The organism is Geodermatophilus telluris, from assembly GCF_900102745.1.
Classification (GTDB): domain Bacteria; phylum Actinomycetota; class Actinomycetes; order Mycobacteriales; family Geodermatophilaceae; genus Geodermatophilus; species Geodermatophilus telluris.
The window spans coordinates 494,902-506,726 of record NZ_FMZF01000004.1; the positions used below are offsets into that span (position 1 = coordinate 494,902).

14 protein-coding genes and 1 tRNA gene are annotated in these 11,825 nt (G+C 74.9%); 8 read left to right on the forward strand and 7 right to left on the reverse strand.

The features are described 5' to 3' along the window. Nucleotides 1-27: 27 nt before the first annotated feature. Nucleotides 28-396, reverse strand: coding sequence for a hypothetical protein (locus BLQ97_RS15645; RefSeq protein WP_091112456.1), 369 nt, complete (start codon nucleotides 394-396; stop codon nucleotides 28-30). A gap of 587 nt (nucleotides 397-983) precedes the next feature. Between BLQ97_RS15645 and BLQ97_RS15650 the strand changes: the two genes are divergently transcribed. From BLQ97_RS15650 to BLQ97_RS15670, 5 genes are all read left to right on the forward strand, one after another. Next, nucleotides 984-1,547, forward strand: coding sequence for a biotin transporter BioY (locus tag BLQ97_RS15650; protein WP_091366903.1), 564 nt, complete (start codon nucleotides 984-986; stop codon nucleotides 1,545-1,547). Further along, a complete protein-coding gene (locus tag BLQ97_RS15655) occupies nucleotides 1,544-2,284 on the forward strand; it encodes an energy-coupling factor ABC transporter ATP-binding protein (RefSeq protein ID WP_175471762.1) in 741 nt (246 codons plus the stop codon). The genes BLQ97_RS15650 and BLQ97_RS15655 overlap by 4 nt, the downstream gene beginning before the upstream one ends. Next, on the forward strand, nucleotides 2,281-2,940 hold the full coding sequence (locus BLQ97_RS15660) for an energy-coupling factor transporter transmembrane component T family protein (protein ID WP_091366904.1): 660 nt from the start codon (nucleotides 2,281-2,283) through the stop codon (nucleotides 2,938-2,940). The genes BLQ97_RS15655 and BLQ97_RS15660 overlap by 4 nt, the downstream gene beginning before the upstream one ends. Beyond that, nucleotides 2,937-3,470 (forward strand): MOSC domain-containing protein, encoded by a 534-nt coding sequence (locus tag BLQ97_RS15665; RefSeq protein WP_091366905.1) that lies wholly within the window; start codon nucleotides 2,937-2,939, stop codon nucleotides 3,468-3,470. Before BLQ97_RS15660 ends, BLQ97_RS15665 begins: the two co-directional genes overlap by 4 nt. Before the next feature lie 115 nt (nucleotides 3,471-3,585). Further along, nucleotides 3,586-4,026, forward strand: a complete 441-nt coding sequence (locus BLQ97_RS15670; RefSeq protein WP_091366906.1) for a YccF domain-containing protein — start codon at nucleotides 3,586-3,588, stop codon at nucleotides 4,024-4,026. Nucleotides 4,027-4,045: 19 nt separating this feature from the next. Here the strand turns inward: BLQ97_RS15670 and BLQ97_RS15675 are convergent, their stop codons facing one another. From BLQ97_RS15675 to BLQ97_RS15695, 5 genes are all read right to left on the reverse strand, one after another. Further along, nucleotides 4,046-5,203 carry a thiolase family protein gene (locus tag BLQ97_RS15675; protein ID WP_091366907.1) on the reverse strand — a complete coding sequence of 386 codons (1,158 nt, stop codon included), beginning with the start codon at nucleotides 5,201-5,203 and terminating at the stop codon, nucleotides 4,046-4,048. Continuing rightward, on the reverse strand, nucleotides 5,200-6,222 hold the full coding sequence (locus tag BLQ97_RS15680) for an AMP-binding protein (RefSeq protein ID WP_091366908.1): 1,023 nt from the start codon (nucleotides 6,220-6,222) through the stop codon (nucleotides 5,200-5,202). Before BLQ97_RS15680 ends, BLQ97_RS15675 begins: the two co-directional genes overlap by 4 nt. Further along, nucleotides 6,219-6,635 carry an acyl-CoA thioesterase gene (locus tag BLQ97_RS15685; RefSeq protein WP_091367012.1) on the reverse strand — a complete coding sequence of 139 codons (417 nt, stop codon included), beginning with the start codon at nucleotides 6,633-6,635 and terminating at the stop codon, nucleotides 6,219-6,221. The genes BLQ97_RS15680 and BLQ97_RS15685 overlap by 4 nt, the downstream gene beginning before the upstream one ends. Nucleotides 6,636-6,814: 179 nt before the next feature. Beyond that, complete coding sequence (gene ettA, locus BLQ97_RS15690; protein ID WP_091366909.1) at nucleotides 6,815-8,485, reverse strand: energy-dependent translational throttle protein EttA; 1,671 nt, start codon at nucleotides 8,483-8,485, stop codon at nucleotides 6,815-6,817. A 101-nt stretch (nucleotides 8,486-8,586) separates the two neighbouring features. Then, nucleotides 8,587-9,120, reverse strand: coding sequence for a single-stranded DNA-binding protein (locus tag BLQ97_RS15695; protein WP_091366910.1), 534 nt, complete (start codon nucleotides 9,118-9,120; stop codon nucleotides 8,587-8,589). A 185-nt stretch (nucleotides 9,121-9,305) separates the two neighbouring features. Here BLQ97_RS15695 and BLQ97_RS15700 point away from each other — a divergent pair. Beyond that, nucleotides 9,306-9,378 (forward strand) — tRNA-Arg (locus BLQ97_RS15700). A 256-nt stretch (nucleotides 9,379-9,634) separates the two neighbouring features. On the opposite strand, the gene BLQ97_RS15705 is transcribed toward BLQ97_RS15700, so the two are convergent. Continuing rightward, on the reverse strand, nucleotides 9,635-10,126 hold the full coding sequence (locus BLQ97_RS15705) for a hypothetical protein (RefSeq protein ID WP_091366911.1): 492 nt from the start codon (nucleotides 10,124-10,126) through the stop codon (nucleotides 9,635-9,637). A gap of 150 nt (nucleotides 10,127-10,276) precedes the next feature. Here BLQ97_RS15705 and BLQ97_RS15710 point away from each other — a divergent pair, with 150 nt between their 5' ends. Together BLQ97_RS15710 and BLQ97_RS15715 are read left to right on the forward strand one after the other, a co-directional pair. Then, the gene (locus tag BLQ97_RS15710) at nucleotides 10,277-11,005 is read left to right on the forward strand and encodes a winged helix-turn-helix transcriptional regulator (protein ID WP_217637218.1); all 729 of its coding nucleotides are present in this window, start codon (nucleotides 10,277-10,279) and stop codon (nucleotides 11,003-11,005) included. 148 nt (nucleotides 11,006-11,153) lie between these two features. Beyond that, the gene (locus BLQ97_RS15715; protein WP_175471763.1) at nucleotides 11,154-11,813 is read left to right on the forward strand and encodes a DUF4333 domain-containing protein; all 660 of its coding nucleotides are present in this window, start codon (nucleotides 11,154-11,156) and stop codon (nucleotides 11,811-11,813) included. Nucleotides 11,814-11,825: the final 12 nt, after the last annotated feature.

Sequence of the window (11,825 nt, forward strand, 5' to 3'; positions counted from 1 at the left end):
CCCCGTCGGGGCGGGTGCCGAGGGCCGTCAGACGGCCACGGTCGCCGCGACGGCGCGCAGCTTGTGCCGGGCCAGCGCCAGGTTGGCGGTGACGCGGTTGAGCACCAGGTAGATGAACAGGCCGGCGTTGCCCTGCCCCTTGAGCACGTTGATCAGGTGGTACTGGCTCTGCAGCGTGATGAGGATGTCCTCGACCTCGTCCTTGAGCTCGAGGTCGTTGATCGTGCGCAGCTTGGCGCGCACCACGTTGGAGTTGCCGGCGGCGGCCACGTTGAGGTCGAAGCCGGGCGTGCCGCCGGCGGCGAGGGCCATGCCGCTGTCGATGTCGACGATCGCGGCGCCGTTGGCACCCTCGATGGCGAGCAGGTCGGCGATGACGTTGTCGAGCTGTGCCACGGATGGAGCTCCTGTCCTCTGGAGGGGGAAGCGCAGCGGGGTGCTGCTCGCCGGGTCGGGGAGCGACCCGGCTCGACCGGACGGACCGGACGTCTGTCGGCGAGCGGTGTGCACCGGCGCCGGTGCCACGGGGGCGCGCGTCGCACCGGCCGGGGCGCGGTGCGCGGGAGGCTCGGCGGCGGGGGGCTCGGCGGCGGGGGGCTCGGCGGCGGGGGGCTCGGCGGCGGGGGGCTCGGCGGCGGGGGGCGGCGCGGCGGGCGGGGACCCGCCGTCGGGAGCCCGCGGTGGCTCCGGGGGGAGCTCGTGCGGTGCGGCGCGTCCCCGGGACCACAGGGACGCCCACCACCCGGTTGCCATGCCGTTGTCCGCCTTCGCCGAGGGCTCGGGAACCCCAGACAACACGGACCGGGGGGACCCGGCAAACCGACCGGCGTGTCCGCAGGTGAGCGCGCCGCCACCGTCGGCGACCGCACCGGAGATCCCCCGGCCGGTGCCCGGGCGCGCCCGGCCGGCCGCCACCGGCCCACCCTCGGGTACCTTCCGCCGAGACCGCGCGGGCCCCGCCCGCCGCCAGTGGAGGAGACGCCGTGAAGACCCGGGACCTCGCCTACGTCGCCCTCTTCGCCGCGATCATCGCGGTGCTGGGGACCCTGCCGGCCATCCCCGTCGGTCCGGTGCCGATCACCGCGCAGACGCTCGGCGTGATGCTGGCCGGCGCCGTCCTGGGGGCCCGCCGCGGCGCCCTCGCGGTGCTGCTGTTCCTCGTCCTGGTGGCGGTCGGCCTGCCGCTGCTGGCCGGCGGCCGGGGCGGCCTCGCCCCCTTCGCCGGGCCCACGGCGGGCTACCTGCTCAGCTGGCCGGTGGCCGCCCTCGTCATCGGCCTGCTGACCGAGCGCACCTGGGACCGCTACAACGTCCTGGTCGGCACGCTGGTCAACGTCGTCGGCGGCCTCGCCGTCGTCTACGCCGTCGGCGTCCCGGTGCTCAAGGTCGCCACCGGGCTGCCCTGGGCCGAGGCGCTCTGGTCCGGCGCCGCGCTCTTCGTCCCGGGCGACCTGTTCAAGGCCTTCGTCGCCGCGGCCGTCGCCGACGTCGTGCGGCGCAGCTACCCGGTGATCGAGCGTCCCCGGCGGGCCGCCGGCGCCCGGTGAGGTTCCGCCGTCCCGGTGCGGCCCCGGCCGCGGACGACGTCGCCGACCCCGCGCGCGGCATCGAGCTGCGCGGCGTGGGACACCGGTACGGGGAGCGGGTGGTGCTCGACGGCGTCGACCTGACGTTCCGCGAGGCGCGGGTGGGGGTCATCGGGGCCAACGGGTCGGGCAAGAGCACCCTCGCCCGGCTGCTCAACGGCCTGGTCGTGCCCAGTGAGGGGCGGGTGCTCGTCGACGGGCTGGACACCCGTACCCAGGTGCGTGCCGTGCGGCGCCGCGTCGGGTTCGTGTTCCAGGATCCCGACGCGCAGATCGTGCACCCCACGGTGGCCGAGGACGTCGCCTACGGCCTGGAGAACCAGGGGGTGCCGCCGGACGAGCGCGCCGCCCGCGTCGCCGAGGTGCTCGCGCGGTACGGCCTGGCCGGGCACGCCGACCACCCGGCGCACCTGCTCTCGGGCGGGCAGAAGCAGCTGCTGGCCATCGCCGGCGTGCTGGTCATGCGCCCGGCCCGCATCGTGTTCGACGAGCCCACCACGCTGCTGGACCTGGTCAACGCCCGCCGGGTGGCCGAGCTGATCGCCGGGCTCGACCAGCAGGTGGTCGTGGTCACCCACCAGCTCGACCTGCTCGACGGCTTCGACCGGGTGCTGGTGGTCGACGGCGGCCGGGTGGTCGAGGACGCCGCCCCGGGTCCGGCGGTGGCCGCCTACCGCGCGCTGATGGCGGTCCGGTGACCCTGGCGCTGTACGTCCCCCGGGCCAGCGTGGTGCACCGGGTGCCGGCCGGGGCGAAGCTGCTCGCCCTCGCCACCCTCGCCATCGCCCTCTTCTGGCTGCCCACGCTCGCCGGGGCCGCCGCGGCGCTGCTCGGCACGGTCGCCGTCGGGCTGCTCGTCGCCCGGCTGCCGGTGGCGGTGCTGGCCCGGCAGGCACGGGCGGTCGGGTGGTGGCTGGTGGCGCTGCTCGCCGTCCACGCGCTGACCACCGACCTGCGGACCGGCGCACAGGTGGCGCTGCGGCTGCTGACCCTGGTGCTCGCCGCGGCCGTGGTGACGGCGACGACCCGGGTCAGCGAGATGGTCCGGGTGGTCGAGCGGCTGTGCGCCCCGCTGCGGCTGGTCGGCGTCCGGCCGGCCCGGGTGGGCCTGGTGGTCGCCCTGGCGCTGCGGTTCATCCCGGTGCTCGTCGAGCGCGCCGACCGGATCCGGGCGGCGCAGGCCGCGCGGGGAGGGTCGGGCCGAGGGGTCCGGGCGTTGCGGACGACGGTCGCGCCGCTGCTGGTGCAGGTGCTGCAGATGGCCCACGACGTCAGCGAGGCGCTCGACGCCCGCGGCGCCGACGACGTCCCGTCCCGTCCCCGCCGCCGCCGCACCCAGGAGGCCCCGCGATGACCGGCACGCTGACCGAGATCTGGCTGACCCCGACGGCCGCGGCGCCCATGCGGCGGGTGGCCTCCGCGCGGCTGCTGGCCGGCCGCGGACTGGAGGGCGACCGCTACGCCCTCGGCGGCGGCACGTGGGCGCAGTACCCCGAGCTGGAGAAGCAGCTCACGCTGATCGACGCCGCCGACGTCGCCGCGGTCGCCGCCGAGGTGGGCGTCGCGCTCGCGCCCGGGGACACCCGCCGCAACCTGGTCACCACCGGCGTCGACCTGCCCGCACTGGTGGGCCGCTGGTTCGCCGTCGGCGACGCGCTGCTCTTCGGCGCCAAGCGCTGCCCGCCCTGCACCCACCTCGAGCGGCTCACCGGCGCACGGCTGGTCAAGGCGATGGTGCACCGCGGCGGGGTGAACGCGGGCGTGTTCGTCGGCGCGGAGGTCGGCGAGGGGGCCGTCGTCCGGCCGGTGCCCGAGGAGGAGGCGGCCGAGCGCGGGGCGCCCACGGGTGCCGACCGGCCGGTCCCCCGGCTCGTGACCGGCTGACCGGTCCCGCACCCGGCCCGCGCGGTCCTGCGGCGGGTCGTGCTCTGCCCCGGCTGCGTGGGCAGAGCACGACCCGCCGGCGGAACCTCCCCGCCGCGCGGCCCGTGGTACGGGTGTGGACACCCTCCGCACGCTGCTCAACCTGGTCTGGCTGGTCCTGCACGGCTGGCTGCTCGCGCTGGCCTACGCCCTCGCCGGGGTCGTCGCCTGCCTCCTCGTCGTCACCATCCCGTTCGGCATCGCCGCGTTCCGCCTCGCGGGCTTCGTCGTGTGGCCCTTCGGGCGGACGACGGTGCCCGCGCCCGGCGCCGGGGTCGCCTCGGCGCTGGGCAACCTGGTCTGGTTCCTGGTGGCCGGCTGGTGGCTGGCGCTCGTCCACGTGGTGGCCGGCGTCGCCTTCTGCCTGACGGTCGTCGGCATCCCGTTCGGCATCGCGTCGTTCAAGCTCGCCGCCGTCGGCCTGTTCCCGCTGGGCAAGCGGGTCGTCGACACCACGCCGCCGCGCGACTGGCTGCACGCCGGCGGCGGCGTCGTCCAGGGGGCGCCGGCCCGCTGAGCGGACGGGGCCTGCGGTCTCAGCCGCAGGCCTCGACGACCACCGCGACACCCTGCCCGCCGCCCACCGCGATGGCGGCCAGGCCGAGCCGGCCGCCGGGGCGGCGGACGAGCTGGGAGAACAGCCGGACGGCGAGGACGGCGCCCGACGCGCCCCACGGGTGGCCGAGCGCGAGCGCTCCCCCCTCGGGGCAGACCCGCTCGGGGTCCAGGTCCAGCTCGGCGCAGCAGGCGAGCACCTGCCCGGCGAAGGCCTCGTTGAGCTCGACGACGTCGATCTCGTCCAGGGTCACCCCGGCCCGGTCGAGCGCCAGCTGGGTGGCGGGCACCAGGCCGCGGCCCGGCCGGTCCGGGTCCACGCCGGCCGTCGCGGTGGCCAGCACCCGCAGGCCCGGGACGCCGAGCCGGCGGTGCGTCGCGGCGTCGACCACGGTGACCAGCGCGGCCCCGTCGTTGACCCCGCAGGCGTTGCCGGCGGTGACGGTGCCGCCGGGCCGGAAGGCGGGGCGCAGCCGGGCTAGCCGCTCCACGGTGAGCCCGCTGCGCGGACGGTCGTCGCGGGCGACGCCGCCCACCGGGAGGAGCTCGTCGTCGAAGCCGCCGGCGCACCGGGTGGCGACGGCGCGGGCGTGCGACCGGGCCGCGTACCGGTCCTGCTCCTCGCGGGAGACCCCGCGGTCGCGGGCGAGCAGGTCGGCCGCCGGACCCATGTCCGGGTCGCCGAGGGCGGCCGGCGCGAACGGTGCCCGCTCGTAGCGCACCGGCTCGCCGCCGTCCTGCGGGGGCCAGGAGCGCCACGGCGCGGTCGAGGCGGACTCGACGCCGCCGGCGAGCACCGCGCCCGGCTCGCTGCGCACCAGCGCCGCCGCCACGGCGATCGCGGCCAGCCCGCTGCCGCACTGGCGGTCGACGGTGAGGCCGGGCACCGAGACGGGCAGGCCGGCCTGCAGCGCGGCGACCCGGGCCACGTCGCCGCCGGGACCGGTGCAGTTGCCGAGGACGACGTCCCGGACCTCCCCGGGCGCGATCCCGTGCCGGTCGAGGCGGTCGGCGAGGGCGGCGACGAGCGGCGCGGCGAGGTCCGCGGCGGTCAGGCGGGCCAGCGACCGGCCGGCCGTGCCGATCGGCGTCCGCAGCGCGTCGACCAGCACCGGCGCGTCGGCGGCGGGACGGCTCACGCCCGGGCCGCCGACGACAGCGCCCCGGAGGCGGCCAGCGCGGCGAGCGCGGCCCGGTCGACCTTGCCGCCGGTGGTGAGCGGGAAGGCCGGTGCGTGCAGCCACCGACGCGGCCGGTGCGCCGGGGAGAGACCGGCGCGCGCGGCGGCCCGGGCGGCCGGCAGGAGGGCGGGGTCGGCGAGCACGGCGGTCACCACCGCCCCCAGGCGCGGGTGCGGCACCCCGACCACCACGACGTCGCCGCCGGTGGCCCCGCGCAGCACCGTCTCGACGTCGTCGACGAGCACCGTGGCGCCGGCGGTCACCACGGCGTCGCAGCCGCGGCCGCGGACGGTGAGCGCCGCCCCGTCGAGGCTGCCGCGGTCGCCGACGGTGGCGAACCCGTCGTCGTCCCGCTCGAGGGGACCGTCGGCGCCGTCGTAGCCGAGCGCCAGCCAGGGCGAGCGCACCCACAGCCGGCCGGCCCGCACCTCGGCCGTCACGCCGGGGAACAGCCGCAGGTCGTCCTCGGCGCTCCCCCACGCGACGAAGGACAGCTCCGCCGCGCCGTAGTAGTGGTGCACGGTGGCGCCGACCGCGACGGCACGGTCGGCCACCTGCCGGGCCAGCCGGTCACCGGCGACGACGACGGTGCGGCCGCGCAGGTCGGTCCCGGCGGCCAGCGCGGCGACGAGGGCCGCGGGCGTCAGGTGCGCGTGCGTGGCCTGCTCGGGGGCCGGCACGACCGTGGCGCCGACGCAGCGGGCGTGCACGACGGCGAAGAGGTTCATCGTCGCCGCGAGCGGGCCGGGCACCCACACCCGGGCCCCGGCGTCCAGGCCGGCCAGCCGGGAGACGTGCGGGAAGGAGCCGGTCCACGAGGCGGGCGTGCGGACGACGGCCCGGGACCGGCCGGTGGTGCCCGACGTCCGCAGTGCGATCAGGTGCCCGCGCTCGGCGGCGTCGAGGAAGGCCGCGACCGGGTCCGCGGCGGCGGAGACGTCGACGAGCGGAGGGGACGCTCCCGGCTGCTGGGTCACGGGGTGGCGGGCTCGTCGAGCCAGCGGGTGAGGAACTCCTTCTCGTCGGCGGTCAGCCGGCGCGGCCGGTCGATCGAGAAGTCGAAGGGCACCAGCAGGGTGCTGCCGGTGACCGCGAGCTGCTCGTGGTCGAAGACCTCGTAGTGGCAGGTGAAGGCCGCGGCGCGGATGCCGGAGACCCAGACCTGCACGTCGAGCGGGCGCGCGGAGTAGACGACCGGCCGCTTGTACTGGATGTCGTGGGCGGCGACGACCGTCCCCCGGCGCAGGCCGGTGCGCTCCTCGAGGGAGGCGCGCTCGAAGAACAGCGCGACGCGCGCCATCTCGAAGTACTGCAGGTGGACGACGTTGTTGACGTGGCCGTAGGCGTCCATGTCCGACCAGCGCATCGGGACCTGCACCGTGTACCGCACGGCGCCCACCCTGCCGCATCGCCGCGACCGGCCGCAGGCGGCGTGGTGCCGGTCGCCGTCCCCCGAGACGCCGACGGCCGGCCGGAGCAGGTGCTCCGGCCGGCCGTGTGACGTCCTGGAACGGTCTCCCTGCAGGGCCTCGCTGCGAGCTCGCGAGCAGCGGGGGCAGGGAGGTCCTCCTAGTCGCGGGACAGCTTGCGGTAGGTGGCGCGGTGCGGGCGGGCCGCCTCCGGACCGAGCCGCTCCACCTTGTTCTTCTCGTAGTCGGCGAAGTTGCCCTCGAACCAGAACCACTTCGACTCACCCTCGTAGGCGAGGATGTGGGTGGCCACGCGGTCGAGGAACCACCGGTCGTGGCTGACCACGACGGCGCAGCCAGGGAACTCCAGCAGCGCCGACTCGAGGCTGGTGAGCGTCTCGACGTCGAGGTCGTTGGTGGGCTCGTCGAGCAGCAGCAGGTTGCCGCCCTGCTTGAGCGTCAGCGCCAGGTTCAGCCGGTTGCGCTCACCGCCGGAGAGCACGCCGGCCGGCTTCTGCTGGTCGGGGCCCTTGAACCCGAACGCCGCGACGTAGGCCCGCGAGGGCATCTCGACGTTGCCGACCTTGATGTGGTCGAGCCCGTCGGAGACGACCTCCCACAGCGTCTTCTTGGGGTCGATGCCGCCGCGGGACTGCTCGACGTAGGAGATCTTGACCGTCTCGCCGACCTTGATGTCGCCGTCGTCGGGCTTCTCCTCGCCGACCAGCATCTTGAACAGCGTGGTCTTGCCGGCGCCGTTGGGGCCGACGACGCCGACGATGCCGTTGCGGGGCAGGGTGAAGGTCAGGTCGTCGATGAGCAGCCGGTCGCCGAAGCCCTTGGTGAGGTCGGCGGTCTCGACCACGACGTTGCCCAGGCGCGGGCCCGGCGGGATCTGGATCTCCTCGAAGTCCAGCTTCCGGAACTTGTCGGCCTCTGCGGCCATCTCCTCGTAGCGGGCGAGGCGGGCCTTGCTCTTGGCTTGGCGGGCCTTGGCGCCGGAGCGGACCCACTCCAGCTCCTCCTTGAGCCGCTTCTGCCGCTTGGCGTCCTTGGCGCCCTCGACCTTGAGGCGGGCCGCCTTGGTCTCCAGGTAGGTGGAGTAGTTGCCCTCGTAGGGGTAGGCGCGGCCGCGGTCGAGCTCGAGGATCCACTGGGCGACGTTGTCGAGGAAGTACCGGTCGTGGGTGACGGCGACGACGGTGCCGGCGTACTTCTCCAGGTGCTGCTCCAGCCACGCGACGCTCTCGGCGTCGAGGTGGTTGGTGGGCTCGTCGAGCAGCAGCAGGTCGGGCGCCTCGAGCAGCAGCCGGCACAGCGCGACGCGGCGGCGCTCACCACCGGAGAGGACGGTCACGTCGGCGTCGCCGGGCGGGCAGCGCAGCGCGTCCATCGCCTGCTCGATGCGGGCGTCGAGCTCCCAGCCGTCGTGCTGCTCGATCGTCTCCATGAGCTCGCCTTGCTCGGCCAGCAGGGCGTCGAAGTCGGCGTCGGGCTCCCCCATCGCCGCGCTGACCTCCTCGAAGCGGGTCAGCGCGTCGCGCAGCGGCTTGACCGCCTCCTCGACGTTCCCGCGCACGTCGAGCTCCTCGTTGAGCGGCGGCTCCTGCAGCAGGATGCCGACGGTGGCGTCGGGCGCCAGCACGACGTCGCCGTTGGAGGGCTGCTGCAGACCGGCCATGATCTGCAGGACCGTCGACTTGCCGGCGCCGTTGGGCCCGACGACGCCGATCTTGGCGCCGGGCAGGAACGACAGGGTGACGTCGTCGAGGATCACCTTGTCGCCGTGCGCCTTGCGGGCACGGACCATGGAGTAGATGTACTGAGCCACTGGGCTTCGCAGGCCTTCCGTCGATTCGCGAGTGGCGGGCGGGCCGGGGGTGCCGGCCCGCCCGCGTGCGTCCTCCCCGTCGATCCTCCCAGCCCGGGCGATCAGGCGTGCGCGGGCTCCGTGGCGAGGTCGTGGGTGTCCAGTCCGTGCAACGTCTCGGGGGCCGTCTCGTAGTCCCGCCCGCGGACGAGGCCGTGACCGGGCAGGTCGCCGTCGCCGGGCAGGCCCTCGCCGGACAGGCCGCCGTCGCCGGCGGGCAGCGGCTCCGCCGACCGCTCCGACCGGGTGCGCCGGAACACGCCGGTGCCGCGGTTCAGGTTGTGGCCGACGGCCAGGGCGCGGATGCGCGGAGTGCTGCGCCGCCCGCTCTCCCCCTCCCAGCTGTGCGTGGTCAGCGTGCCCTGGACGATCACCGGGTCGCCCTTGGCGACGCTGCCGGAGACGTTGCCGGACAGGTCGTTCCAGCACTCGACGTCGACCCAGAAGGTGCCGGCGTCGACGAACGCCTGCGACTGGGTGTCGAAGCGCCGGGCGGTGGAGGCCAGGCGGAAGTTGGTGACCGCGCCGTTCTGCAGGTTGACGCGGCGGGGCGAGTCGACGACGTTGCCGACGACGGTGACGTGGGTGTCGTTCACGGTGCTCCTCGGGCTCTCGGGGACCGGCACCACGCCGGCCCGGGATCGACCCTGGCCCGGCCGGGAACCGGCGGGCGACACCGCAGGCGGACTGTGGACGGGGCCGGCCCTGTGGACGGCGCGACCCCGTCCCGTCGGTGGCCTGGCGCGGCCGGTCGCTGAGCGGTGTCATCATCGGCACCCGAGCGCCCGTAGCTCAGCGGATAGAGCAGGTGCCTTCTAAGCACTTGGTCGCAGGTTCGATCCCTGCCGGGCGCACCTGGTCTCCCGGCTGTCGATCCGACCGGCCGGCCGAGACGTGAGGGCGCTGGGCACCCCGTCGAGGGGTCGCGGTCGCCACGACGTGCCGGCCGGTGAGGGCGGCACCCGTTCGGCAGCTCGTCGATGCCGCCCGCCGACCGGCAGGCCCTCCCCGTCCCCCGGGTCACCGCGCGGGGGGCTTCGGACTCCACCGGACAGGGGTCGTGCAGTGGGCCGCTCCCCCAGTCGATCGGGACCGCAGGACCGGCGGCGGCTAGAGCAGCAGTCTCCCCGTGCAGCGACTCTGCGCCCAGCTGGTGCCGTTGCTGCTGGTCTCCGTGCAGATCTCCACCTGGACGACCTGGAGCTGGTCCGGCGAGTGGAGGTCCACCGACCAGCTGTTGTGGCTGTTGTTGTTGGGGGCCCGCACTGCACCGCCATGGAGGGTCCCCAGGGAGTTCCCGGCCCCGTCGAAGTACTCCATGTGCATGCGGCCGTACTGGAGCGGGACGTTGTCGAGGTGCAGGCGTCCCGTCAACGTCGCTTGGTAGAACCCGTACTGGTTGACGTCCCAGGTGACCGACCCCGACCCGAGGGGCGCTCCGAGCACCCACGTGTTGTCACCGAAGTCGATGCCCGGGGCTGTGAGGCGAACAGGATCAGGAGGGAAGACAGCCGCCTGGGCCTGCCCGGGGACGGTGAGCGCGGTCGTCACCGCGGCAGCGAGTGCCACGGCAGCCCGGCGGACGATCGATCCGGTTCTCATGTCGTTCTCCTCGGTGGGTCTCCCCGTGCGGACAGGAGGTACGAGGAGGAGCGTGGCGGCGAGGTGGAGGCGTCCTCCAGTTCAGGACCTGTAGCAGTCCAGTACCGGATCTGTACTACTGCCGAGGCCCGTGGCCGCCTACCGTGAGGTGTGCCCACCACCTACGGGCAGTTCTGTCCGATCGCCAAGGCGATGGAAGTGCTGGACGAGCGGTGGATGATGCTCGTCCTCCGGGAACTCCTGCTGGGCAGCCGACACTTCAACGAGGTGCGCCGGGGTGTGCCGCGGATGTCGCCGACCCTGTTGTCCAAGCGACTGCAGACCCTCGTCAGAGCCGGAGTCGTCCAGCGGCACTGCGAGGGTAGGCAGGTCACCTATCACCTGACGCCGGCGGGCCAGGAACTCATGCCCATCCTCGAGGCCATCGGCCGCTGGGGGCTTCGCTGGATGCAGGAACTGCACGACGACGACCTGGACCCGTACTACCTGTTGTGGGACATTCGACGCAGCCTCGACCTGGAGGCGGTGCCGGACACCACCACGGTGCTGAGCTTCAGCTTCTCCGACGTCGACCCCCCGGTGCGGCACTGGTGGATGGTCATCCGCAGACAGGGCGTGGACATCTGCGACTTCGACCAGGGCCATGACGTGTGGGCGCACGTCCGGACCACGCTGCGCACCCTCACCCTGCTGTGGCGGGGGGACTCGAGCTGGAGCGAGACGTTGCGGTCGGGTGACGTGGTCATCGACGGCCAACCCGCCGCCCGCCGCACCGTTCCCCGATGGCTGGGACGGTCCTTCCTCGCCGACACTCCACGGCCCGTCCCGCAGGACCTGGAGCAGGTGCCCACCTCCCTGCGGACTCCTCGGTTGCCCTGACACCGCCTCGTACGCGGGCTCCCGAACCGACCGGGCGCGGGCGGTGGTCGGTGCCCTGCAAGTGGCCTGCCAGGGCGCTGCAAGTCGGTCCCGGCACGGTGCTCCCCGAGCACCCGGGGACGGCCCGGGACCGATCGAGGAGTCCCACGTGACCCAGATCCACGACCCCCGCTACGGCGCCCCGAACCCGCAGGGCCCCGGCCCCTACGGGCCGCCGCCGTTCCCCGCCCCGGGCTACGGGGCCCCGGGGGGCTTCGGCGGGCCGCAGCACCGGAAGAAGTCGCACACCGGCGCGATCGTCGGCAGCATCGTCGCGGTCCTGGTCGTCGCGGGCCTCGGCATCGGCGCCTTCTTCCTCTTCAGCACCAGCTACCTCGACACCGCCGAGGCCGAGCGGCAGATCGCCGCGCTCACCGAGGAGCAGGCCGGCGTCACCGTCACCGACGTCAGCTGCCCCGAGGACGTCGAGCTCGCCGCCGGCACCGTGACCGAGTGCACCGCGATGGTCGAGGGCCAGGAGGTCGGCTACACCGTCGAGCAGACCGACGACGAGGGCAACGTGCGCATCGACAGCACCGGTGTCTTCGTCCAGGTCGCCGACGTCGAGGCGCTCCTGACCGAGCAGTTCGCCTCGGAGGCCGGTCTGGAGGTCACCTCGACCTGCGACGCCGGTGACCGCAGCGTCCTGGTCGCCGCCGACGGGCTGGAGCTCACCTGCGAGGCGGCCCTGGTCGACGACCCGACCGACACGGGCACCGTGACCGCCCTGGTCGACGCCGAGGGCAACGTCACCTTCGACGCCAGCTGAGCCGAGCCCCCT

Bases quoted from the DNA above. Each gene is read 5' to 3' on its own strand.
- BLQ97_RS15665 (WP_091366905.1), top strand. From the start codon at position 2,937: ATGACCGGCACGCTGACCGAGATCTGGCTGACCCCGACGGCCGCGGCG.
- BLQ97_RS15705 (WP_091366911.1), bottom strand. From the start codon at position 10,126: ATGAGAACCGGATCGATCGTCCGCCGGGCTGCCGTGGCACTCGCTGCC.